Source organism: Pseudooceanicola nanhaiensis, from assembly GCF_020171315.1.
Taxonomy (GTDB): Bacteria; Pseudomonadota; Alphaproteobacteria; order Rhodobacterales; family Rhodobacteraceae; genus Pseudooceanicola; species Pseudooceanicola nanhaiensis_A.
In genome coordinates this window covers 138,550-161,049 of sequence record NZ_JAIUZP010000011.1, presented here as the reverse complement: position 1 = coordinate 161,049, position 22,500 = coordinate 138,550, and the positions used below count along the sequence as shown (strand labels likewise).

At 67.6% G+C, this 22,500-nt stretch carries 20 protein-coding genes and 1 tRNA gene; 11 read left to right on the top strand and 10 right to left on the bottom strand.

The genetic code is table 11. The features are described from left to right. Window positions 1–28 precede the first annotated feature (28 nt). The 3 genes from LCM32_RS18260 to LCM32_RS18250 all read right to left on the bottom strand — a co-directional run bounded on the left by LCM32_RS18260 (window position 29) and on the right by LCM32_RS18250 (window position 1,888). Window positions 29–466: a hypothetical protein gene (locus tag LCM32_RS18260; protein ID WP_224822529.1), complete on the bottom strand. Its 438-nt coding sequence runs from the start codon at window positions 464–466 to the stop codon at window positions 29–31. Beyond that, the gene (locus LCM32_RS18255) at window positions 466–1,650 is read right to left on the bottom strand and encodes a tyrosine-type recombinase/integrase (protein WP_224822527.1); all 1,185 of its coding nucleotides are present in this window, start codon (window positions 1,648–1,650) and stop codon (window positions 466–468) included. Before LCM32_RS18255 ends, LCM32_RS18260 begins: the two co-directional genes overlap by 1 nt. Before the next feature lie 148 nt (window positions 1,651–1,798). Continuing rightward, window positions 1,799–1,888 (bottom strand) — tRNA-Ser (locus LCM32_RS18250). Between the two features lie 315 nt (window positions 1,889–2,203). On the opposite strand from LCM32_RS18250, the gene pdxA reads away from it, so the two are divergent. From pdxA to LCM32_RS18200, 10 genes are all read left to right on the top strand, one after another. Beyond that, window positions 2,204–3,211, top strand: coding sequence for a 4-hydroxythreonine-4-phosphate dehydrogenase PdxA (gene pdxA / locus LCM32_RS18245; RefSeq protein ID WP_224822526.1), 1,008 nt, complete (start codon window positions 2,204–2,206; stop codon window positions 3,209–3,211). Further along, on the top strand, window positions 3,211–3,885 hold the full coding sequence (locus tag LCM32_RS18240) for a hypothetical protein (RefSeq protein WP_318246202.1): 675 nt from the start codon (window positions 3,211–3,213) through the stop codon (window positions 3,883–3,885). The genes pdxA and LCM32_RS18240 overlap by 1 nt, the downstream gene beginning before the upstream one ends. A 320-nt stretch (window positions 3,886–4,205) precedes the next feature. Next, complete coding sequence (gene hemP, locus LCM32_RS18235; protein ID WP_222489234.1) at window positions 4,206–4,370, top strand: hemin uptake protein HemP; 165 nt, start codon at window positions 4,206–4,208, stop codon at window positions 4,368–4,370. Next, window positions 4,367–4,855, top strand: a complete 489-nt coding sequence (locus tag LCM32_RS18230; protein WP_224822525.1) for a hypothetical protein — start codon at window positions 4,367–4,369, stop codon at window positions 4,853–4,855. The genes hemP and LCM32_RS18230 overlap by 4 nt, the downstream gene beginning before the upstream one ends. 27 nt (window positions 4,856–4,882) lie before the next feature. After that, window positions 4,883–6,163, top strand: a complete 1,281-nt coding sequence (locus LCM32_RS18225) for an imelysin family protein (protein WP_224822524.1) — start codon at window positions 4,883–4,885, stop codon at window positions 6,161–6,163. A 98-nt stretch (window positions 6,164–6,261) separates the two neighbouring features. Continuing rightward, window positions 6,262–6,555, top strand: a complete 294-nt coding sequence (locus LCM32_RS18220; RefSeq protein ID WP_224822523.1) for a bacterioferritin-associated ferredoxin — start codon at window positions 6,262–6,264, stop codon at window positions 6,553–6,555. After that, window positions 6,503–6,988: a bacterioferritin gene (gene bfr, locus LCM32_RS18215; protein WP_224822522.1), complete on the top strand. Its 486-nt coding sequence runs from the start codon at window positions 6,503–6,505 to the stop codon at window positions 6,986–6,988. Before LCM32_RS18220 ends, bfr begins: the two co-directional genes overlap by 53 nt. Beyond that, window positions 6,960–8,537 (top strand): di-heme oxidoredictase family protein, encoded by a 1,578-nt coding sequence (locus LCM32_RS18210; RefSeq protein WP_224822521.1) that lies wholly within the window; start codon window positions 6,960–6,962, stop codon window positions 8,535–8,537. Before bfr ends, LCM32_RS18210 begins: the two co-directional genes overlap by 29 nt. Next, on the top strand, window positions 8,537–9,562 hold the full coding sequence (locus tag LCM32_RS18205) for an imelysin family protein (protein ID WP_224822520.1): 1,026 nt from the start codon (window positions 8,537–8,539) through the stop codon (window positions 9,560–9,562). Before LCM32_RS18210 ends, LCM32_RS18205 begins: the two co-directional genes overlap by 1 nt. A gap of 1 nt (window position 9,563) precedes the next feature. Continuing rightward, a complete protein-coding gene (locus LCM32_RS18200) occupies window positions 9,564–10,646 on the top strand; it encodes a DUF1513 domain-containing protein (RefSeq protein WP_224822519.1) in 1,083 nt (360 codons plus the stop codon). Window positions 10,647–11,032: 386 nt separating this feature from the next. On the opposite strand, the gene LCM32_RS18195 is transcribed toward LCM32_RS18200, so the two are convergent. From LCM32_RS18195 to rplS, 5 genes are all read right to left on the bottom strand, one after another. Beyond that, the gene (locus LCM32_RS18195; RefSeq protein ID WP_224822518.1) at window positions 11,033–12,442 is read right to left on the bottom strand and encodes a pyridoxal phosphate-dependent decarboxylase family protein; all 1,410 of its coding nucleotides are present in this window, start codon (window positions 12,440–12,442) and stop codon (window positions 11,033–11,035) included. Window positions 12,443–12,746: 304 nt separating this feature from the next. Continuing rightward, the gene (locus LCM32_RS18190; RefSeq protein ID WP_224822517.1) at window positions 12,747–13,556 is read right to left on the bottom strand and encodes a division plane positioning ATPase MipZ; all 810 of its coding nucleotides are present in this window, start codon (window positions 13,554–13,556) and stop codon (window positions 12,747–12,749) included. Between the two features lie 124 nt (window positions 13,557–13,680). Next, window positions 13,681–14,892, bottom strand: coding sequence for a hypothetical protein (locus LCM32_RS18185; RefSeq protein WP_224822516.1), 1,212 nt, complete (start codon window positions 14,890–14,892; stop codon window positions 13,681–13,683). Between the two features lie 153 nt (window positions 14,893–15,045). Beyond that, the gene (gene rpmE, locus LCM32_RS18180; protein WP_222489245.1) at window positions 15,046–15,267 is read right to left on the bottom strand and encodes a 50S ribosomal protein L31; all 222 of its coding nucleotides are present in this window, start codon (window positions 15,265–15,267) and stop codon (window positions 15,046–15,048) included. An 11-nt stretch (window positions 15,268–15,278) separates the two neighbouring features. Continuing rightward, window positions 15,279–15,662 (bottom strand): 50S ribosomal protein L19, encoded by a 384-nt coding sequence (gene rplS, locus LCM32_RS18175; protein WP_222489246.1) that lies wholly within the window; start codon window positions 15,660–15,662, stop codon window positions 15,279–15,281. A gap of 558 nt (window positions 15,663–16,220) precedes the next feature. Here rplS and LCM32_RS18170 point away from each other — a divergent pair. Further along, window positions 16,221–18,104, top strand: coding sequence for an acyl-CoA synthetase (locus tag LCM32_RS18170; RefSeq protein ID WP_224822515.1), 1,884 nt, complete (start codon window positions 16,221–16,223; stop codon window positions 18,102–18,104). 183 nt (window positions 18,105–18,287) lie between these two features. On the opposite strand, the gene LCM32_RS18165 is transcribed toward LCM32_RS18170, so the two are convergent. Both LCM32_RS18165 and LCM32_RS18160 read right to left on the bottom strand, forming a co-directional pair. Next, on the bottom strand, window positions 18,288–21,329 hold the full coding sequence (locus LCM32_RS18165; protein ID WP_224822514.1) for an efflux RND transporter permease subunit: 3,042 nt from the start codon (window positions 21,327–21,329) through the stop codon (window positions 18,288–18,290). After that, the gene (locus LCM32_RS18160; RefSeq protein WP_224822513.1) at window positions 21,326–22,468 is read right to left on the bottom strand and encodes an efflux RND transporter periplasmic adaptor subunit; all 1,143 of its coding nucleotides are present in this window, start codon (window positions 22,466–22,468) and stop codon (window positions 21,326–21,328) included. The genes LCM32_RS18165 and LCM32_RS18160 overlap by 4 nt, the downstream gene beginning before the upstream one ends. Window positions 22,469–22,500 lie beyond the last annotated feature (32 nt).

The following is a 22,500-nucleotide window of genomic DNA, read 5'->3' as shown; positions in this document are numbered from 1 at the left end:
CACCGCCCCCACACGAGCCTCGACGGGCTTACCCCGTGGGAGTATCACCAACGGTCAATAGAGGACCAAATCCTGAACAGAGCGAACTAAAAAACGCGGACACTACGGGGAGCAGGTCATTTAGCTTGGCAAAGTACTGTTCGTGCACTTTGACGGTAGATTGAGCATCAGCGATTGCACCGAAAAGAACTGAACTCGCTGCCTCGATGTAGCCATCCGGCATTTCCAGCCCGGCTGCCTCAAACTCAGCTTCCTCGAAGAACTCAAACTCAAACTCGCTATCTTCAAAGTTGTCTGGCATCTCGCGCCAACTGAAGCGCAAGTCTTGCCCGTAAAGGTTTCCATCTTCGTCAAGCTCCGGCCCATCTTCCCAAGCGACCGCAGGCACACGCCCGAACGCAACAAATCCAACCGCCTCACTTAGGTAGCAATACTCCGCGACCTCAACTAATTTATAGTACCTCATTAAGCCGCCTCCTGGCTGCCTAGGACAAATGCAGTCCAGCGGGCCATTAGATTTCGCCGTTTTTCCAGCAAATCTGACCGCGCATAGGCGCGCTCTACATCTGTGCCGAATTGGTGCGCCAGCGCCGCCTCAGCAACCTCGCGCGGTGCGCCCGCAACCTCTGCTGTCCAATCGCGAAACGTGCTCCGGAAACCGTGAACTGTGAAGTCGCCGCACCCCATCCGCCGCAGCAGCATCAGCATCGACATGTTCGACAATGGCTGATGCCGCTTCTGACCTTGGAAAACCACGTCAGAGCGCAGTTCCTTCATCGCATCGAGAATGCGCAGCATTTCGTCTGTGAGCGGCACCCTATGCTGCACCCCGCCCTTCATCCGCTCCGCCGGGACCGTCCAGAGACGGGCCTCGTCGTCCACCTCCGCCCACGTCATACCCAGCACCTCCGAGGTCCGACAAGCCGTGAGGATCGTGAATTGCAGCGCCTTCGCCGCCACGGCGGTGCGTGCCGCCAGCTCCGCATAGAATGCAGGGACGTCGCGCCACGGCATTGCATCGTGATGCGATGGCCTAGCCTTCACCTTGGGAAGTACCTCCGCTTCTTTCACGGCGGTCACCGGGTTCTCTCCGGTCCGGAAGCCTGAGGACTTTGCCACGTCCAGAACGGTCTTGATGCGCTGTGCCAAGCGCCGTGCGGTTTCGTGCTTGGCGGTCCAGATCGGGGACAAGCACATCAAAACCTCGGGTTGCCCGATGCTATCAACCGGCATCCTGCCAATCTTAGGGAAAGCGTAGTCGCGGAGCGTGTTGAGCCATTGCTGGCCGTGCTTCGGGTTCTTCCATGTCGGAAGGCGATCTAAGTGAACCTGCCCCGCCAACTCCTCGAAGCTCGGCACCTCCCGCTTCGCGTTGAAGCGCGGGTTCAGGCCCGCCTTCGCCATGCGGCGGTATTCAAGCGCGCGTTCTCGTGCTTGGTTCAGCGTGACGACATCGGCGCCGCCAAGGCCAAAGTCGGTGCGAAGCGGGCCGCCCTGACGATTCTTCTGCCCCTTCACTGTCACGCGCACGATCCATCGGCGCGCCCCCGTAGGATCCACCACGAGGTACAGCCCGGAGCCATCGCCGTGCCGACCCGGCCCGAGGTTGTCTACCAGTTTGCGAGTCAGCTTTCCGGTAAGAGCCGCCATTGAAAATACCACCATTCATACCACACAATGGAAGCATACCAGTGGAAGCGAACTCAAACCAACAAAACTACGCGAACTCATGCTGGCCTTATTTTCAGGCGCGTAAGCCCTCGGAGGCGAGTCTATGAAAGCGGGGGAAATGCCATGGTGGCGGAGACGATGGGATTCGAACCCACGAGACGGTTTCCCGTCTACTCCCTTAGCAGGGGAGCGCCTTCGACCACTCGGCCACGTCTCCGCCGACGCGTATAGCGAAGGCGGCGCAGGGACTACAAGACGAAACTGGCACTTAGGAGAAACTTTCCGCGACGTGCGCCGGGCGTGGACGGGGGAGGCGAGGTCGCCCGTGCGAGGCGCTTACCACCTCCCGCAACGCCACCCGCGCGGTGGAGGCGAAAGACGGGCCGACGTTACGGGATGGCGCCCGGTTTGACGGAAGGGGCGTGACCTCCTTTGGTGCAACGGGGGCAACCGCAGGGCCAGTCTCGCGGATTCCGGCGCAGGCCGACGCGACGAGGCTGTGCGGGCCTCGCGCCTCTGCTACTCTCGCGACATGACCGAGTCTCTCTCCTCCACGCCCCTTGCCGTCACCCTGGGCGATCCCGCCGGGATCGGCCCCGAGATCACCGTCCGCGCGCTGACATCGCCCGCGGCGCCGCCTGCCGTGGTGATCGGCCACGGCGCGGCCCTGGCCCGTGCGCTCAACCTCGTGGCGCCGGAATGGCAGTTGCAGCCCGTCGACGGCCCGCAGACGCCCGCCCTCCCGGGGGCCATCCGCCTGATCGACACGGCCCCCGGACAGCCTGCGCCCGCCTACGGGCAGGTTACGGCCGCGGCGGGGCAGGCGGCCTACGACGCGATCCGTGCGGCCATCGACCTTGCCAAGGCGGGGCGCGTCGCGGGGATCGTCACGGCGCCGATCCACAAGGAGGCCCTCTCGGCCGCGGGCATCAAGTTCCCCGGCCATACCGAGATGCTGGCCACCTACGGCGGCGCCGGCAAGGTCGCGATGATGCTGGCCAACGATGAGATCCGCACCGTGCTGGTGACGATCCACGTCTCGCTGCGCGACGCCATCGAGCAGGCGGATTTCCCCGCCCAGATGGATGCCATCCGGCTGGCCCATGCAGGGGCCAAGGCGCTCGGCATCGCGACGCCGCGGGTCGCCGTGGCGGGGCTCAATCCCCATGCGGGCGAGGGCGGGCTCTTCGGCCGCGAGGAGATCGAGATCATCCGCCCCGCCATCGAGGCCGCCCGGGCCGAGGGGATCGACGCCTCGGGCCCCTGGCCGGGCGACACGGTCTTTATGATGGCGCGCAAGGGCCGCTTCGACGTGGTGGTGGCGCAGTATCATGACCAGGGGCTGATCCCGGTGAAATACATGGGGCTGGAGAGCGGCGTGAACATCACGCTGGGGTTGCCCTTCGTGCGCACCTCGCCCGATCACGGCACCGCCTTCGACATCGCGGGGCAGGGCGTGGCAGAGCCCGACAGCATGGTCACGGCCCTGCGCTACGCGGTGCAACTGGCCGAGGCCCGGCACGCGACAGAGGAAGCGTGATGGATTTCATCTTCATGCTCACCCGCAACGACCGCACTGTCGAGGATGCCGCGCATCATCTTGACGTGGCGCTGGCCCAGGGGCTGCGGCATATCGGGTTCAAGGACGTGGGCCTGCCGATCCCAGACCTGGCGGAGCTTGCCCGGCGCATCCGGGCGGGCGGGGCCACCAGCTACCTCGAAGTGGTCTCCGAAGACCGCGAGAGCGAAATCGCCTCGGCTCGGGCGGCGGTGGAAATCGGCGTCGACATCCTGCTGGGCGGGACCCATGCGCAGGATGTGCTGCCGGTGATCGCGGGCACGGCGCTGCGCTACTATCCCTTCCCGGGCCGGGTCACGGGCATCCCCAGCGTGCTGCACGGCCCCTCCGAGGCGATCGTCGCATCGGCCCGGGCGCTTGCGGAGATGGACGGGGTCCACGGGCTCGACCTGCTGGCCTACCGTTTCGCGGGCGACGTGGAGGCGATGATGGAGGCGGTCTGCGCCGCGACCGAGAAACCGGTGATCATCGCGGGCTCCATCGACAGCCCGGACCGGATCGCCCGCCTGCGCGCCTGCGGGGCGGCGGGCTTCACCATCGGCACCGCCGCGCTCGACGGGGTCTTCCCGGCCAGCGGTCCCGCGCTCGACGCGCAGCTCGACGCGATCCGCGGCGCCTGCATCCCGCAGGCCTGAGGCCCGCGCGGGCTTCGCGGGCCCAACGGCCCGTCCCATTTTCGTTTCCCAAATATCCTCGGGGGGAATTGGCCCGTCAGGGCCAAGGGGGGCAGACAGCCCCCCAATCCTGCGTCCGATCCAAAGGTTGCCCTCAGACGGGCAGGGCAGGGCAGATCTGTGCCTGCCCAATACCCTACCAAAAGAATCGGATTGACGAAGCTGACTGCTTTTGTCAGGTATAAACCCATGCCAGCCACCCCTGACCTGAGCCGCGTCCCTCGCGCCTCTCAGCCGGGCTCCGGGGAAGCCGGGCGCATGGACGAGAGGAAAGTGAACCCATGTCTACCAATACGGTTGCGACCCAGACGCTGGCGGCCTTCGACGGCCCCGTTCACAGCGCGGAGGAGCTGACGGGCCCCGATGGCCTCGCGCTCATCCGCCTCGGGGATCAGGTCTACACCCTGCGCATCACCCGCGCGGGCAAGCTGATCCTGACGAAATGACGCTGCGGTCGCCCTCCGACCGGTCCAGTGGCGGGCCTGCGCCGCGCGGTGGCGCCGCGGTCGGACAGCTGACCGACCTCGATGCCGTCGCCGCGGGCGCGGTGCTCTGCCTGCGCGGCTGGTGCCACAGCCCGGAAAGCCGGGCGCAGACGCTGCGCGATTTCATCGACACCCTCGGCCCCGACCTCGGTGGCGAGGCGGCCGCCGCCCTCGACGAGATCTGCGCGCTCTGCCACAGCCACGGCCGGCGCCCGCTGATGCGCCACCATCTCAGCTGTACCTGCCTCGGCGGGGACGAGGCCTGTTTCGGCCATTTCATCGCCGCTGCCGCCGAAGGCGCGCGCGAGGATGCCATGATGTTTGCAACCCTCATTGCCCGGCCCGACATGGCGCCGTGCCTGCTGGGCCTGGCCGAGGGGCTGGGGCTGGCACTGACCCGCATGACGCGTCACCCCCGCCGGCCGGCGGATGCGCGCCTTCACTGACACCCACCCATCGTTCAAGGACCGACCATGACGACATTCAGCAAGCTTGCCGCCGCGGCCCTCAGCACCACCGCGCTCTCCCTGTCCCTCGCCACTGCCGCGCAGGCACAGGAGAAGGCCGAGGTTCTCACCACCTACGCGGATATCGCCGCCGCCGCCTACGGCGACAGCCTGACCACCGCGCAGGCCCTTCAGGAGGCCGTCGCCGCCCTCGTGGCCGATCCCTCGGACGCCACGCTGCAGGCCGCCAAGACCGCCTGGCTCGCCGCCCGCGTCCCCTACCAGCAGACCGAGGTCTTCCGCTTCGGCAATGCGATCGTGGATGACTGGGAAGGCAAGGTGAACGCCTGGCCGCTGGACGAGGGTCTGATCGACTACGTGGATGCCACCTATGGCGGCCCCACGGACGAGAATGAATTCGCCGCGCTGAACGTCATCGCCAACCCGACCTTCACCCTCTCGGGCGAAGAGGTGGACGCCTCCGAGATCACGCCCGAGCTGATCGGTGAGACGCTGCACGAGGCCGACGGGGTGGAGGCCAACGTCGCCTCCGGCTACCACGCCATCGAATTCCTGCTCTGGGGGCAGGACCTGAACGGCCACGCCCACGGCGCGGGCAACCGGCCCTTCACCGATTACGCCGCGGGCGACGCCTGCACCAATGGCAACTGCGACCGTCGTGGCGCCTATCTGACCGCGGTGACCGACCTGCTGGTCTCCGACCTCGAGTACATGGCCGGCCAGTGGGCCGAGGGCGGCGAGGCCCGCGCCGCGGTGATGGAGAACGAGGACGCAGGCATCTCGACCATCCTCACCGGCATGGGCTCGCTCTCCTACGGCGAGCAGGCGGGCGAACGGATGCGCCTCGGCCTGATGCTGAACGACCCCGAGGAAGAGCATGACTGCTTCTCGGACAACACCCACAACAGCCATTACTACGACGGTCTCGGCATCCAGAACGTCTACCTCGGCAACTACGTGCGTGCAGACGGCTCCATCGTCTCCGGCGCGTCGCTCTCCGATCTGGTTTCCGAACTGAACCCGGACCTCGACGCCGAGATGCGGATGAAGCTCGCCAACACCATGCGCGCCCTTGGTCAGATCAAGACCGCGGCCGAGGCAGGCTTCTCCTACGACCAGATGCTGGAACGCGGCAACGCGGGCGGCGAGGCGCTGATCATGGGCGGCGTTGATGGCCTCGTGGACCAGACCCAGACCATCGAGCGCGTGGTGGCGGCCCTTGGCGCCGATGCCATCGAGTTCGAAGGCTCCGACAGCCTCGACAACCCCGGCGCCGTCTTCCAGTGACGCGCCCCCCGGCGTTCCGCGCTGGACCCTGACACCCGGTGCGGGCCCTCGCGGGGCCCGTGCCACCCCAGAGCCACGAATGCCATTGGACCGCAGCGATGATCGTTTGCCACTGCCAGAACATCTCGGACAAGGACATCAACGCCGCCATCGACTGGATGCGCGCCTCCGATGCCGAAACCATCGTCACCCCGGGCAAAGTCTACCGCGCCTTGGGCAAGGCCGCGGATTGCGGCGGTTGCATGCCACTTTTCCTTGCAACCATGCGCAAGAACGACAACTTTGAGGTTCCAATGCAACTGCGTGGCCTGCGCAGGCCGGCAACAGAGGAGACCTCCGATGAAAGGCGATCCGAAGGTTATCGAGTATCTCAACACGGCGCTCAGAAGTGAGTTGACTGCCGTGAGCCAGTACTGGCTCCACTACCGCCTGCAGGATGACTGGGGCCTCGGCCACATGGCCAGCAAGAGCCGCGAGGAAAGCATCGAAGAGATGAACCACGCGGACAAGCTGATCCAGCGCATCCTCTTCCTTGAAGGGCATCCGAACCTTCAGAAACTCGACCCGCTCCGCATCGGGCAGACCCCCAAGGAGACGCTGGAAGCCGACCTCGCCGCCGAGCAGGAGGCCGCCGCGCTCTACAAGGAAGCCCGGGAATACTGCAACACGGCCGGTGACTACGTGTCCATGAAGCTCTTCGAAGAGTTGCTGATGGACGAGGAAGGCCATATCGACTTCCTCGAAACCCAGCTTGACCTGCTGGAGAAGATCGGCCCCGAGAAATATGCCCAGCTCAATGCCTCTACGATGGACGAAGCCGAGTAAGCCTTCCGCGCTTGCAGCCACGTTTGCCGCCGCCCTCGCCGTCACCGGCGGGGCGGGGGCCCATGCCAAGGATGCGGCGCATGTCGCCGCCGGTGTCGCGCTCGAGGATCTGCACCTCGACATCCAGCCGCGCAGCGAGGATGAACGCGCCCGCATCGCCGAGGTGACCGCGCCCACCACCGATTTCTCCAATCCCGAGAAATTCGAGGCCCTGCCCGGTGGCGCCGCCTCCGTGCGGTTGCGCCAGAACGCCGATGCCTTCTCGCAGCCCTCCGGCAACATCAGCTTCGAGGGCGAACTCGACTTCAAGGTCGGCAACGGGCTCTTCAAGAAAATCTGGGTCTCCGCCCCGTCCTCGACCCTCGCGTCGGACGGGCTGGGGCCGCTTTACAACGCGCGCTCCTGTCAGCGGTGCCACCTGAAGGACGGCCGCGGCCATCCGCCCGAGGGGCCGACCGACAGCAACGTGTCGATGTTCCTGCGCGTCTCGGTCCCCGGTGGCCCGGAGGAGGCCGAGATCGAGGACTTCATCGCCACCGCGCCCGAGCCGCACTACGGCACCCAGTTGCAGGACTTCTCCCTTGCCGGGCTGCCCGCCGAGGGGCAGATGCGGATCGACTACGAGGAGATCCCCGTCTCCCTCTCCGATGGCGAAAGCGCCAGCCTGCGCAAGCCGACCTACCGGGTCGAGGACCTCGGCTATGGCCCGATGGCCGCGGACGTGATGCTCAGCCCCCGGGTTGCACCGCAGATGATCGGCCTTGGCCTGCTGGAGGCGATCCCGGTCGAGGATATCCTTGCCCACGCCGATCCGGACGATGCCGATGGCGATGGCATCTCGGGCCGCGCGAATGTCGTGCGCTCGGTCGAATTCGATCTGCCGATGCTGGGCCGCTTCGGGCTCAAGGCCGGCGCGCCCACGATCCGCCACCAGTCCGCCGCCGCCTTTGACGGGGACATTGGCATTTCCAACCCGCTCTTCACCGGGGCCTACGGCGAATGCACCGACCTGCAGGCGGGCTGCCGCGAGGCGCCGGACGGGCGGGACATGGACAAGGGCGGCTTCGAGATCGACGAGACCGGCCTCGACCTCGTGACCTTCTACTCCCGCAACCTCGCGGTGCCGGAGCGCGTCGATCTGGACGACCCGGAGGTGCTGCGCGGCAAGGAGGTCTTCTACTCCGTCAACTGCCAGTCCTGCCACGTGCCGAAATTCGTCACCCACCGGATGCAGGGCCGCCCGGAGCAGAGCTTCCAGCTGATCTGGCCCTATTCCGACCTGCTGCTGCACGACATGGGCGAAGGTCTGGCCGACAACCGCCCCGAGGCCCGCGCCACGGGCCGCGAATGGCGCACCGCGCCGCTCTGGGGCATCGGTCTGACCGAGCGCGTCTCCGGCCACGCCTATTTCCTGCATGACGGGCGGGCACGCTCGATTCTGGAGGCGATCCTGTGGCATGGGGGCGAGGCACAGGCCGCCCGCGATGCCGTCGTCTCGATGCCCGCGCCCGACCGTGCCGCCCTGATCCGCTTCCTGGAGAGCCTTTAATGCGACGTCCCCTCCGCACCGCCCTGATCCCGCTGGCCTTCGTGCTGATGCCGCCGGGGGCAGGGCAGGCCGGAGAGTTCGACGCGACGGTGACCGACGTGGTCGAGAACCACATCCTGCCGCGCTTCGACGCGCTCGCCGAGGCCTCCGAGGCGCTGGATGCGGCGGCGCTGGCCGATTGCACCCCCGGGCCCGCCCTGAAAGAGGCATGGGGCGCGGCCTTCGACGCCTGGATTTCCGCCAGCCACCTGCGCTTCGGCCCGACGGAGGCCGACAACCGCGCCTTCTCGCTCGCCTTCTGGCCTGACAGCCGGGGCGCCACGCCCAAGGCGCTCTCGGCGCTGATCGCCGACAGCGACCCGGCGGTCGAAAACGCCGAGGACTTCACGCAGGTCTCCATCGCGGCGCAGGGCTTCTACGCGCTGGAATACATGCTCTACGACGACCAATTCACCGGGATGGGCACGCCAGCGTACCGCTGTGCCCTCATCCGCGCCATGACTGGCGACATCGAGCGCACCACGCTGGCAATCGCGAGCGACTGGCACGAGACATGGGCGGGCTACCTGCTGCCGCCGCCCTCCGGCCCCTATCGGGACGAGGACGAGGTGCTGGGCGAACTATTCGGCGCCCTGTCGCAGGGGTTGCAATTCACCTCTGACACCCGCCTCGGGCGGCCGATGGGCACCTTCGACCGCCCCCGTGCCACCCGGGCCGAGGCGCGTCGCTCCGGCCGTTCGCTCCGCCATGTGGAGCTGTCGCTCGCCGCGCTTCGCGATCTGGGGGAGCGGCTCTCGGGCGATGATGCCGAGTTGCTGGCGCAGGTGGACGAGGGCTTCCAGACCGCGCAGGACCTTGCCGCCGATCTGGACGATCCGATCTTTGCAGGGGTGGATGATCCCTCGGGCCGGCTGCGGGTCGAGATCCTGCAACAGGCCATCGACCATATCCGGGAACAGGAGGCGGCCAACATCGGCGCCCGCCTCGGCGTGGGTGCCGGGTTCAACGCGCTGGATGGAGACTGACATGACCTCTCGCCGGACTTTCCTGGCCGGGATGCTGGCCGCGGGCGCATTGCCCACGCCCACCTGGGCCGAGGCGGGCGATCCCGCCTTCCTCTCCGCCGCGCGCGCGCCCGACGGGGCCTATCGCCTCTGCGGTCTGGACGCGCGCGGGCAGGTGCTCTTCCAGCAGCCGCTGCCCGCGCGCGGCCATGCCGCCGCCGCCCATCCGACCCGCCCCGAGGCCGTGGCCTTTGCCCGCCGTCCCGGCACCTTCGCCCTGGTGGTCGATTGCCGCTCGGGCCAGATCGCGGCGCGGCTCGACAGCCCCGAGGGGCGGCATTTCTACGGCCACGGTGCGTTTTCCGCTGATGGCGCACTGCTCTTCACGCCCGAGAACGACTACGAGGCGGGGCAGGGCGTGATCGGCGTCTGGGACGTGGCATCCGGCTATAGCCGCGTGGACGAGGTGCCCTCGGGCGGGGTGGGGCCGCATGACATCCTGCGCCTGCCGGACGGCTCCTTCGTGGTGGCCAACGGCGGGATCGAGACCCACCCGGACGCGGGCCGGGCCAAGCTGAACCTGCCGGTGATGCGCCCGAACCTGACCTACATGAGCGCCGCCGGGTCGATCCGCAGCCAGATGGAGCTGCCGGAGGAGATGCACCTGAACTCGATCCGCCACCTCGCGCTGTCGGACGACGGTCTGGTGGCCTTCGCGATGCAGTGGCAGGGCGACGAATACGAGGCGCCCGCGCTGCTGGGGCTGCACCGCGAGGGGCAAGAGCCCCTGCTGGCCATGGCCGAGGGGCCGATGCATGACGCGATGCAGGGCTACGCGGGCTCTGTCGCCATGGATGCCGCCGGGACCCGCGCCGCGATCTCCTCGCCCCGGGGCGGGCTGGTGCAGATCTTCGACACGGCGACGGGCGCGCTGGTGGAGCAGGTGGCCGAGGCGGATGCCTGCGGGCTGTCCTGCGGGGCCGGGGGCTTCGTCATCACCTCGGGCATCGGCCATGTGATCGGATATGACACCGGCAGCGGCCGCAGCGACTGGCAGGCGGCCTCCGAGATGCAGTGGGACAACCACCTGGTGCGGATCGGGTGACGGCGGGGGTGAGGCTGCTTCGCCCCATGATCTAGAAGGGCCGCCCTCATTGGGCGGCCTTTTTCATTGGGCGCCAAGGAACGGCTCAAAGAACGGCTTGGACGATCACCCGCGCGGGACAAGGCCGCAGGCCGCCGCGCATCGCCGGCGCGCCCCCACGCGGCGGCGATTTGGCGAGGCTGGGCGGTCCCTCGATGGGACACGACAAGCTTGGCTGGGATAAACTGCTCGCCAGAGAGCTTCGGATCGCCCCCGCGCGCGCCGGCAATGCGCGGCTCCGCGCGAGGGGCAGGGGGCGGACTTGGCGCCATTCCCCTGAGAAAGAGGCGGGATCGGGCACAAAGGCGAACCTCTACCATGCAGCGCCGCTAACGGCCCGCCCCGCGTCACAGCCCCCGCGCGATCTCCCGGATCACCTCACCGGCGAGGATCACATCCGCCTCGGTGCAATCCCATTGCCCGGCCTGGAAGCGGAGCGCGATGCCATCCGCCACCTGCGTCTGGGTCAGGTAAATCCGCCCGTCGTCGTTGATCGCCTGCACCAGCCGCTGGTTCAGCGCATCGAGATCGCCCGCGCCCTCCGGCGTGTAGCGGAAGGTGAAAAGCGACAGCACCGGCTCGGTCACGATGGTGAAATCCGGCTCGCCCCGCAGCCCCTCGCAGAGCGCCTGCGACCAGGTGACGTGGTTGCGGATCATGCCGCGCAGGGCCTCCAGCCCGTAGGCGCGCAGCAGGAACCACAGCTTCAGCGCCCGGAAGCGCCGCCCCAGCGGCACCGACCACTCGGAGTAATTGATGATCCCGTCCGCGCCGTGGGTCTTCAGGAACTCGGGCCGATAGGCCAGCGTGCGGGTCAGGTCCTCGGGCGAGCGGATGAAATGGGCCGAGCAGTCGAACTGCACGCCCAGCCACTTGTGAGGGTTGAAGACGACCGAATCCGCGCGCTCCACCCCGGCCCAGAGGGGACGGAACTCCTCGCAGATCATCGCCGAGCCCGCCCATGCGGCATCCACGTGGAGGAAGAGGCCCTCGGCCTCGGCGATGTCGGCCAGGGCCGCGATGTCGTCGGAGCCGCCGGTGGAGGTGCCCCCGGTCGAGCCGATGATGCCCGCAGGGATCAGGCCCGCCGCGCGGTCCTCGGCGATGGCGGCCCGCAGGGCGGCGGGGTCCATGGCCCGGGTCGGGCCCTGCGTCGGGATGCGGCGCAGGTTGTCCGAGCCGATGCCCGCGACCCAGATCGCCCGGTCGACGGAGGTGTGCACCTCGCCCGAGCAGTAGATGCGCACCGGAGCATGGGCGCCGAGCCCCTGCTGGTTTCCGGCCCAGTCGAGCGCGCGCTCCCGCATCACCAGCACGGCCGCCAGCGTGGCGGTGGAGGCGCTGTCCTGGATCACGCCGTGGAAGTCCCCGGGCAGGGCGATGGCGTCGCGCAGCCACTCCATCATCCGGGTTTCCATCTCGGTCGCGGCCGGGGAGGTCTGCCAGAGCATGCATTGCGGCGACATGGCCGCGATCAGCGTGTCGGCCAGCACCGCGGCCGGGGAGGCGTTGGAGGGGAAATAGGCGAAGAACCGGGGGTGCTGCCAATGGGTGATGCCGGGGACGACGAGGGATTCGAAGTCCGCGATCACCTGTTCCATCGGCTCAGGCGCCTCGGGGGCATGGGCGGGCAGGGCGGCCAGCACGGCGCCGGGGGTGGAACGGGCGCGCACCGGGCGGTCGCGCAGGCCCGCGTGATAGCCCGCGGCCCAATCGGCCATCCATCGGCCCCACTTCGGAAAATCTGTCCAGCGCATCGCGTCCTCCCTGTCGTGACCGGGTTTGGGTACCACGCCGAGGGTGCGGCCGGGAGAGGAAGAATTTTTGAAAATTCTTCCCAAAATTCCCCCCGAAGAGTCTTCGAAGAATTTTGGAGGGGATGTGGAGGGGGAGGTGGTTCTTTGCAGGCGGTGGACCCCGGAAAATTCGAATTTTCCGGACCGGAATTTTTGAAAATTCCGGGGGGCGCCGGGAGGGCAGCGCGGGTCTTGGGGGCGGTTGGGGGCGCTGCCCCCGTCGCGTTCCGCGACTCCCCCGGAGTATTTCGGGAAAGATGAAGGCTCAGAAGTCGACGGTGACGCCGGGCAGGTCGAGGGCCTTGATCAGGTCGCGCAGCTCCTGGCGGGCGGCGATGTTGGAGATGTTGAGCTGCTGGACGCCCACGTCCTTCAGGTCGAGCAGGGTCAGGCCGCGGGGGAAGAGCTCGCGGAAGATGACCCGCTCGGAGAAGCCGGGGGCGAGGCGGAAGCCGATCCGCTTGGAGAGCCGCGCAAGCGCGTCTTCCATCTTCTTCTTGTTCACCATCTGCTGGGCGCCGAGGCGGTTGCGCAGCACGACCCAGTCGATCGGCTTGAGCCCGGCCTGCGCGCGCAGCTGGCGGGCGTTCCAGACCATTTCGGAATAGACCGAGGGGCCGAGGATCTTTTCGCCGTCGTTGTCCACATGGGCCAGCAGGTCGAAGTCGACGAAGCTGTCGTTCAGCGGCGTGATCAGCGTATCGGCCAGCGAATGTGCCACCTGGCTCAGGCGGGTGTGCGAGCCGGGGCAGTCGATCAGGATGAAGTCGTTTTCTGCCTCGAGGGCAGAGACCGCGGCAGAGAGGCGGTGATCGTAGATGTTCTCGCCCGGGCGCAGTTCAGACTGATCCACCTGCGGCAGATCGTGATACTCGGGCGAGGGCAGGGTTACGCCTTCCCGCTCGAGGTAGGCGATGCGGTTGGTGACATAGCGGCCCACGGTCTTCTGGCGCAGGTCGAGGTCGAGCGCCGCGATCTTGTGGCCCATCCGGGCAAGCGCGGTGGCGACATGCATGGAGACGGTGGATTTCCCCGCTCCGCCCTTTTCGTTTCCGACGACGATGATATGTGCCATGGCCCGGTCCTTCCCCCGACTGTTATCGCGGGTCATTTGTTTCCCGCCACCATATGTTGTGGCGTCCCCCAAGGGAAGCGGTGTTGCCGGGAAAACCCGCCCCTGTGGCATTGGCGCGACGGGATCAGCCCTCGACCGGCTGCCCGAAGAGCGTGATCGCCGCGCCGAGCAGCGCGAGCGCCGCGAAACCTGCGGCTTTCGCCCCCGCGCCCTGCCGCCGGGCCGAGAGCGCCGCGAGGAGGCATTGCAGCGTGTAGTAGGCTGCAAAGGCGCGCGAGGCATAGGAGATGATCTGGAAGACATCGGCGCGCCATGTCAGCGTGAGCCCCACCAGCGTCAGCAGCGCATAGCCCTGCCGGGGCGAGAGCCGCTTGCCCGTCAGTTCCGCCAGCAGCCCGCCGGAGCCGCCGGTGTCCGCCACGGCGGCCGAGAATTGCGCCGCCAGCGCCGCAGCCACCAGCATCAGCGGCAGGATGGGGGCGACGATCGCCATCATGTCGATGATCGCTGTCTCGCTCACCGCGGCGCCGGTGCGCGGGAAGGCATAGGCGATGAGGCCGATATAGACCATGTAGATCGCGGTGGAGAGGCCCTGCGCCCAAGTCATGCTGCGGATGCGGGTCCTGGCGTCGTATTCCGCGCCAAGATAGCGCGAGGTCTCGAACCCCTGCACCGTGACGAGCAGCCCGAAGGCCAGCGTCACCGCGCCCCAGCCGCTGGTGGTGACGGGGTTGAGCAGCAGCGCCCCCTCCGCCGCCCGCGCACCGACGTACCACAGCAGCCCCGCCAGAAGACCGGCGATGATCGCCAGTTTCAGCGTGACGCTGGCATATTCCATCCGTTCCAGCAGGGCAAAGCCACGGGTCCAGCCGGTGACGAGGATCAGCAGGAAGACCGCTGTCGTGATGCTGCGGCTGACCGTGGGCGTGTCGAAGGGCGTCAGCGAGGTGGCGAAGCTGCCCAGCAGGTTCAGGTAGTAGGCGACCGAGATCATGTAGGCGAAGGCGAGGGCGGCGGAGGCGACGTCCTCCAGCCGCGCCTCGGAGGTGGAACGCAGGGTAGGACACGGGCCGGGGCTGTCGCCGATCTGCGCGATGTTGTGGCGCACCGCCGCGCCGAAGCCGAAGGCGGCAAGGCAGAGCGCGGCCATCACCAGCGGGGCCCAGAGCCCGTAGGCGTTCTCCAGCACCGGGCCGAGGACGAGGAACCCCGATCCGATGATCGAGGCCAGCGGCGTCGTCATCGCGGTCCAGGCCGGGAAGCGGCGCAGGCGCGGCGACCAGAGCAGCGCGCCGGTGAGGATCGCGGTGGCGAGGATGAGGAGTGTCAGGGCCATGGAGGGTGGCTTAACGCACGGATGCGGAAAGCAGAATGGCCGATCCGCAGGGCAGGGGCATTTGTGATCGCGGGCCCCGCAGCGCCCCCCCCCCCTGAAATGCAGAACGCCGCCCCGGGGGGGCGGCGTTCGATCTCGTCAACCGGGAAAGGCTCAGAAGCCCAGGCCGGCGTATTTGTTCTTGAACTTCGACACGCGGCCGCCGGCGTCCAGCAGGCGCGACGAACCGCCGGTCCATGCGGGGTGCACGGTGGGGTCGATGTCGAGCGACATGGTGTCGCCTTCTTTGCCCCAGGTGGACCGCATCTGGATCACGGTGCCGTCGGTCATCTTGACGTCGATGAAGTGGTAGTCGGGATGGATGTCTTTTTTCATCTGACTGTTCCTTACGCTTCAGCGCCGGATTTCGGCTTGTAGTTGCTGACCTCGGCGATACGCGCCGATTTACCGCGACGCGAGCGCAGGTAGTACAGCTTGGCGCGACGGACGCGGCCACGACGGACAACTTCGATCGACTCGATGTTGGTCGAGAAGAGGGGGAACACACGTTCCACGCCTTCACCGAAGGAAATCTTGCGGACGGTGAACGAACCGGCGATGCCCGAACCGTTCTTGCGCGAGATGCAAACGCCCTCGTACATCTGAACACGGGTACGGGTGCCTTCGGTCACCTTGTAGCCGACGCGAATGGTGTCGCCGGCCTTGAAGTCGGGAATGGTCTTCCCGAGGGAGGCGATCTGTTCCGCCTCCAGCTGTGCGATCAGGTCCATCTGATCATCTCCTATCTGGCTCGCGGTATTCCGCGAAGGTTTGTTGTCGTCCCAGAGCTCTGTGTCTTCACCGGGTCCCGCGCATGGCAGCCCGCCAGAGGTAAGTCGTCGTTTCTTGCGTCGGACCCGGGGCTTCCGGCAGGATGGGCAGAAGAATGCACCATCGTCGCTGCCGGACCGCCCGTGGCGGGTCCTGTCCGGGGGCCTTGAGGAGCGTCCTGCCACGTACGACAGGGGCGCCCGCCCTGCGGCAGAATCCCGGATGCCGCCGTTTAGGAGGTTTCCATGAGGAAATCAAGGCGAAGATCGGCGAAAACGCCCGGTTTTCCGGGGATCGCGCCGCCGGACGCTGGCCTTGGGCCCGGGTGCGGGATAGACCCGGTCGGGGGCCGGGTCAACGGGCCCCTCGGTGGGGCGGGGTGACGTGACGGCGCGCGACCGTGGCCGGGCTTTCTACGTTCCGTCAAACTTGCCAGCGGCGGGTTTGCCCTCCATTTTCGGCACGAGGGGCCATGTCCGGGCGCAGGAGCCGGGGCGTGGAATAAGGGAGGATACCTGATGAGTTTCGCATCGGTTGAAGATGCATTGGCCATCGAGCGGGAAATGCCGTGGCAGGAGCGCGACGTGCCCGCGACGCTGTACGGACAGCTGGCGCGCACCGCCGAGAAGTTTCCGGAACATGATGCGGTCTCGTTCCAGCTGACCTCGGGGCCGAAGGACCCGGCGCAGACGCTGAACTGGGCCGAGATGCACCGCGAGGTCTGCCGTGCGGCGAACCTCTTCCGCAGCCTCGGCATCGGGGAGACGGACGTGGTGGCGCTGGTGATGCCGAACTGCCTCGAAATGGCGGTCTCGATCATGGCCGGGGCGATTGCGGGGATCGTGACGCCGATCAACCCGCTGCTGGAGCCCGAGCAGATCGGCTCGATCCTGCGCGAGACCGGCGCGAAGATCGTCGTGACGCTGAAGGCCTTCCCCAAGACCGACATCGCCCAGAAGATGAACGAGGCCGTGCGCCATGCGCCCGCCGTTCACACGGTGCTGGAGGTCGATCTCAACCGCTACCTCAGCCCGCCGAAAAGCTGGATCGTGCCGCTGATCCGGCCCAAGGTCTCGGGCAAGCACCATGCCGACATCCTCAGCTACACCGCCGAGGTCGCGAAACATCCCGCCACGCTGGCCTTCGAGGACAGCGCGGGCGACCGGGTCGCGGCCTATTTCCACACCGGCGGCACCACGGGCATGCCCAAGGTGGCGCAGCACAAGTATTCCGGCATCCTCTACAATGGCTGGCTGGGGGCGACGCTGCTCTTCACCGAGGAAGACAATGTCATCTGCCCGCTGCCGCTGTTCCATGTCTTTGCCTGCCACGTGATCATGATGGCCATGGTCTGCTCGGGCGGGCACGTGGTCTTCCCCACGCCTGCGGGCTATCGCGGCGACGGGGTCTTCGACAATTTCTGGAAGCTCTGCGAGCGCTGGAAGATCAGCTTCATCATCACCGTGCCCACTGCCGTCTCGGCACTGATGCAGCGGCCGGTGGATGCGGATGTCTCGACGGTGAAAACCTCCTTCTCGGGCTCGGCGCCGCTGCCCAAGGAGCTGTTCAACCGCTTCGAGCGCCAGACCGGCGTCACGATCATCGAGGGCTATGGCCTGACCGAGGCGACCTGCCTCGTCTCGGTCAACCCGGTGGACGGGGAGAAGAAGATCGGCTCCGTCGGGATTCCCTTCCCCTACACGGAGGTGCGCATCCTGCATGCCGGGCCCGACGGGCCGGTGGAATGCGGCATCGACGAGGTGGGCGAGATCTGCGTCGCCAACCCCGGCGTCTTCGAGGGCTCGACCTATACCGAGGCGGCGAAGAACCACGATCTCTTCCACTACGAGCGCTACCTGCGCACCGGGGACCTCGGGCGGATCGACGCGGACGGCTACCTGTGGATCACCGGCCGCGCCAAGGACCTGATCATCCGCGGCGGCCACAACATCGACCCGGCGGAGATCGAGGAAGCCCTGCTGACCCACCCGGCGGTGGCCTTTGCCGGTGCCATCGGCCAGCCGGACAGGCACGCGGGCGAACTGCCCTGCGCCTATGTCGAACTGGTTGCTGGGGCCGAGGTGACGGCGGAGGAGCTAATGGCCCACGCCCGGCTGCACATCCACGAACGCGCCGCCTATCCCAAGCATATCGAGGTGCTCGACGCGCTGCCCAAGACCGCCGTCGGCAAGGTCTTCAAGCCCGACCTGCGCAAGTCCGCGATCAAGCGGGTCTACAACGCGGCGCTGGAAGAGGCGGGCGTGCCGGCCCATGTGATCGAGGTCGTGGACGACAAGAAGACCGGGCTGACCGCCGTGATCCGCGCCGAGGGCGAGGCGGATCGCGCCGCCGTCAACGCGCTGATGGGCAGCTATACGCGGCCCTACGTCTGGGAGGCCTGAGCGCCGCCGCGGACGCGGGACGTTCGACACGGAAACGAAGAGGGGCCCTGCCGGGCCCCTCTGTCGTTTGCGCCTGCGGCGGGCGGGGTGGGGGCGCTGCCCCCCTTGGCCTGCGGCCAATTCCCCCCGGGATATTTCGGAAACGGAAAGGGAAAGGGAAAGGGAAAGGGAAAGGGAAAGGGATCAGGGGCGGGGGCTTTCCCGCACCCGGAAGATGGCGATGTAGAGCGCGGGGACGAAGAGCAGGGTGATCAGCGTGCCTGCGATGATCCCGCCCATCATCGCATAGGCCATCGGGCCCCAGAAGATCTGGCGGGCGATGGGGATCAGGGCGAGGCTGGCCGCCGCTGCCGTCAACAGGATCGGACGGGCCCGGCTGTCCGAGGCGGTGAAGACCGCGTTCCAGCGGTCGAGGCCCGCGTGGCGCTGGTTTTCCACCTCGTGCACGAGGATGATGGAGTTGCGGATCAGGATGCCCACCAGCGCCAGCACCCCGAGGATCGCCACGAAGCCGAGCGGCGCACCCGAGAGCAGCAGTGCCGCGGTGACACCGATCAGCCCGAGGGGCGCGGCGGCCAGCACGATCAGGCTGAGCCGGAAGCTCTGCATCTGGATCATCACCAGCGTGACCATGAGCAGCAGCATGAGCGGCACCACGGCGGCGATCGGCCCGGTGCTGTCGCCGGTGCTCTCGGCGGTGCCGCCGGCCTCGATCCGGTAGCCGAGGGGGAGATCTGCGGCGAAGGCCGCGACCGCGGGGGCGAGGTCCTCGACCACCGAAAGCGGCTGGTCATCCCCGGCCATGGCGGCCTTCACGGTGATCGTGGGGCGGCGGTTGCGCTGGTAGATCACCGGCTGTTCGGTGCTGTAGACCAGCGTCGCGAGGCTGGAGAGCGGGATCGGCGTGCCGTCGGAGCTTTGCAGTTGCAGGTTGGCCAGCGCCGAGACATCCGTGCGGTCCGAGGCCTCGCCCCGGGCCACCACGTCGACAAGGTAGGTCGCATCGCGCAGCTGGGTCACGGTCTTGCCCGAGAAGACGGAGTAGAGCGCGCCCGAGACGTCCCCCACCGCGACGCCCAGCTGGCGGGCCTTGTCCTGATCCACCTCGACCCGCACCACCCGGGCCGGTTCGTTCCAGTCCGGCGCGATGGCGGTCAGCCGGTCATCGCGTGCGATGAGCGAGGTCAACTCGCGGGCGATGCGGCGCACTTCGCCGGTGTCGGGGCCGGAGACGCGGTATTGCACCGGCTTGCCCACCGGCGGGCCCAGTTCCAGCAGCTTGGTGAAGAGCTCGACACCGGGGAAGTCGTCCTGCAGCGCGTCGATCCTTGCACGGACCCGGTCGCGGGCCTCGATGTCCCTGGCCTGGATCACCAGCTGGCCCATGAAGGGGCCGGGCGTCGGCACGTCCAGCGTCAGGATGAAGCGCGGGGCGCCCCGGCCGATGTAGGCCGTCCAGTGGTCGATGTCCGCGTCGCCCGCGAGGTGGCTTTCCAGCCGCGCGATGGTCTGTGCGGTCTCCGCGATGGCACTGTTCTGGCGGGCGTTGATGTCCACCAGAAGCTCGGGCCGGTCGGAGGCGGGGAAGAACTGGAACTCCACGTGCTTCATGCCCCAGAGGCTGGTGGCAAAGATCGCCAGCGTGGCGAGGATCGCGAGGTAGGGATGGCGCATCGTGGCCCGCAGCGCCCCGTGGAAGCCACGGCGCAGGCGGCCCGGCTCGGGGTTGTGGTGCTTCATGGTCTTGGGCAGGAAGGTCACCCCCAGGAGCGGCGCAAAGAGCACCGCCACGATCCACGACAGCATCAGCGAGACCGCGATCACCACGAAGAGCGAGAAGGTGTATTCCCCCGCCTGCGAGGCGTTGAGCCCGATCGGGATGAAGCCCACCACCGTCACCAGCGTGCCCGAGAGCATCGGGAAGGCGATCGAGGTCCAGGCGAAGGAGGCGGCCTTGGTCAGGCTGTCGCCGACCTCCAGCCGCGAGATCATCGTCTCGATGGCGATCATCGCGTCATCCACCAGCAGGCCGAGGGCGATGATCAGCGCACCGAGCGACACCCGTTGCAGGGTGATGCCCCATTGCTCCAGCACCACGAAGGTCAGCGCCAGCACCAGCGGGATCGAGAGCGTGACGACGAAGCCGGCCCGCAGGCCGAGGCTGACGAAGGTCACCGCGAGGACGATCACGATGGCCTCGACGAGGGCGCGGACGAATTCGTTGACCGCGTGGTCCACCACGTCGGGCTGATCCGCCACGAGGTGCATCTGGATGCCCACCGGCAGGTTGGCCTGCACCCGCGCCATGAGCGTTTTCAGCTCCTCGCCGAAGTCGAGGATATTGCCGCCCTCGGCCATGCCGATGGTCAGGGCCATGGCCTCCTGCCCGTTGAGGTGGAAGACCTCCGAGGGCGGGTCCTCGTAGCCGCGGGTGATCGTGCCGAGGTCGGAGAGGTTGAAGAAGCGGTCGCCCACCCGCAGGTTCACGGCAGAGAGGCTCGCCGCATCCTGGAACTGCCCGCCAACCCGGACGAGGACCTGCTCCTGCCCGGTGTCCACGATGCCCGAGGGCGAGATCGCGTTCTGGTCCTGCAGGGTCGAGATCACCTGCGACTGGTCAAGCCCGAGGGCCGCCAGCTTGCGAGTGGAGAACTCGAGGTAGATCACCTCGTCCCGGGTGCCCAGAAGCTCGACCTTGCCGGCGTCGGGCAGGGCCTGCACCTCGGTGCGGATGTCCTCGAGATAATCGCGCATCTCGCGCGGGGAGAAGCCGTCGGAGGTGAAGGCATAGATGTTGCCGAAGACGTCCCCGAAGGAATCGTTGAAGCTGAAGCCTTGGAACTCGCTGGGGAAATCCGCGCGGATGTCGGACATCATGTTGCGGACCTGTTGCCAGATTTGCGGGATCGCCGGCCCCCGGGTGGTGGGCGCGAGGTCGATGTAGACGACCGTGGCCCCCGGCGCCGTGACGGAGCGGGTGGCGTCGAGCTCGTCCAGTTCCTCCAGCTTCTTCTCGATCCGGTCGGTGACCTGTTCGCGCATCTCCTCGGTCGAGGCGCCGGGCATGGCGGCGGTGATCACCATGGTCTTGATGGTGAAGGAGGGGTCTTCCTCGCGTCCCAGGCTGATGTAGCTGAGCGCGCCGGCGACCAGCGAGGCGATCATGAGATACCAGACGAAGGAGCGGTGCCGCAGCGCCCAGTCGGAGAGGTTGAAACCCGTCATTGCTGTACCCGTGCGCCGACAGAGTCGCCGTCCTTCAGTGAATTGACGCCCTTGGCGACGATCTCGTCCCCGATCTCGAGGCCGGAGAGCACCCGCAGCGTGCCGCCGGGCTCGTCCTCCGTCTCGATCTCCACGGCGCTGACGGTGCCCGTGTCGCCGTTGCCGTTGCGGGTGACACGCCAGACCGTGGGCGTGGCGCGGTCACGGATCAGCAGGGCCGGGGGGATCGTCAGTCGTTCCTCCCGTGCGCCGGTCAGCCGCACCACGACGAGCGCCCCGAGGCGCATCCCCTCGGGCGGGTTGTCGAGCGCGATATGGGCGCGGCGGGTCAGGGTGGTGGCATCGGCCACCGGGTCGATCTCGGTCAATGTGCCGGTGGTGCGGATGCCCGGCGTCACGCGGGAGGTGACCTCGAAGACATCGCCCGGCTGCAGGACACGGGCCGCGGCCTCGGCCACGTCGATCACCGCCTCGCGCTCGCCGGTGGCGGCGATATGCAGGACGGCCTGCCCGGCGCTGACGACGGTGCCGGGCTCCTCGTAGGTTTCGGTGATGACGCCGTCGCGGGGGGCCTTTAGCTCGGTATGGGTCAGCGCATCCTCGGCCCGTTTCAGGGCGGCACTCGCGCGGGCCTGCTCGGCCTGGGCGGCGGCGAGGCCACGCTGCGCCTCTTCGAGGTCGGACTGGCTGGCCACGCCGCGATCCTGCAGGGCCGAGACCCGGTCGAGCGTGTGTTGCGCCGTTTCCAGCTGCACCTCGGCGGCGCTGACACCGGCGGCGGCGGAGCGGCGGGTGTTCTCGAGGTCGGAGCCGTCGAGGCGGGCAAGCAGTTCGCCCTCGCTGACGGTGTCACCGACCGAGGCGGGGCGGGTGATGATCCGGCCTGCGGTCAGGAAGCCGAGGTCGCTCTCGGTCGCGGCGGTGACCGTGCCGGTGATGCCGCGCTCTTCGATGGTCGAGGGCGTGACGAGGATCGAGACCACCGGGCGGGGGCCATAGTCGGGCGGGGCCTCTTCCTTGCAGGCGGCAAGGAGGGGGATCAGGGCGAGGGCGAGGAGGGTTTTGGGGAGGGAGGGTAGTGCCGGTTTGGGGATGCCTTTGAAGCGAAGCGACAGGGTGCCAGTTGCCCGGGGCGTCACGGCGGCAGTTTCATCACGTCTGTCAGGTATGC

Coding starts and splice junctions, on each gene's coding strand:
- hemP (WP_222489234.1), top strand. CDS start 4,206: ATGTCTACCAATACGGTTGCGACCCAGACGCTGGCGGCCTTCGACGGC.
- LCM32_RS18230 (WP_224822525.1), top strand. CDS start 4,367: ATGACGCTGCGGTCGCCCTCCGACCGGTCCAGTGGCGGGCCTGCGCCG.
- LCM32_RS18225 (WP_224822524.1), top strand. CDS start 4,883: ATGACGACATTCAGCAAGCTTGCCGCCGCGGCCCTCAGCACCACCGCG.
- LCM32_RS18255 (WP_224822527.1), bottom strand. CDS start 1,650: ATGGCGGCTCTTACCGGAAAGCTGACTCGCAAACTGGTAGACAACCTC.
- LCM32_RS18240 (WP_318246202.1), top strand. CDS start 3,211: ATGGATTTCATCTTCATGCTCACCCGCAACGACCGCACTGTCGAGGAT.
- LCM32_RS18190 (WP_224822517.1), bottom strand. CDS start 13,556: ATGGCACATATCATCGTCGTCGGAAACGAAAAGGGCGGAGCGGGGAAA.
- LCM32_RS18205 (WP_224822520.1), top strand. CDS start 8,537: ATGCGACGTCCCCTCCGCACCGCCCTGATCCCGCTGGCCTTCGTGCTG.
- bfr (WP_224822522.1), top strand. CDS start 6,503: ATGAAAGGCGATCCGAAGGTTATCGAGTATCTCAACACGGCGCTCAGA.
- LCM32_RS18170 (WP_224822515.1), top strand. CDS start 16,221: ATGAGTTTCGCATCGGTTGAAGATGCATTGGCCATCGAGCGGGAAATG.
- LCM32_RS18260 (WP_224822529.1), bottom strand. CDS start 466: ATGAGGTACTATAAATTAGTTGAGGTCGCGGAGTATTGCTACCTAAGT.
- LCM32_RS18220 (WP_224822523.1), top strand. CDS start 6,262: ATGATCGTTTGCCACTGCCAGAACATCTCGGACAAGGACATCAACGCC.
- LCM32_RS18200 (WP_224822519.1), top strand. CDS start 9,564: ATGACCTCTCGCCGGACTTTCCTGGCCGGGATGCTGGCCGCGGGCGCA.
- LCM32_RS18210 (WP_224822521.1), top strand. CDS start 6,960: ATGCCTCTACGATGGACGAAGCCGAGTAAGCCTTCCGCGCTTGCAGCC.
- LCM32_RS18195 (WP_224822518.1), bottom strand. CDS start 12,442: ATGCGCTGGACAGATTTTCCGAAGTGGGGCCGATGGATGGCCGATTGG.
- LCM32_RS18165 (WP_224822514.1), bottom strand. CDS start 21,329: ATGACGGGTTTCAACCTCTCCGACTGGGCGCTGCGGCACCGCTCCTTC.
- rplS (WP_222489246.1), bottom strand. CDS start 15,662: ATGGACCTGATCGCACAGCTGGAGGCGGAACAGATCGCCTCCCTCGGG.
- pdxA (WP_224822526.1), top strand. CDS start 2,204: ATGACCGAGTCTCTCTCCTCCACGCCCCTTGCCGTCACCCTGGGCGAT.
- LCM32_RS18185 (WP_224822516.1), bottom strand. CDS start 14,892: ATGGCCCTGACACTCCTCATCCTCGCCACCGCGATCCTCACCGGCGCG.
- rpmE (WP_222489245.1), bottom strand. CDS start 15,267: ATGAAAAAAGACATCCATCCCGACTACCACTTCATCGACGTCAAGATG.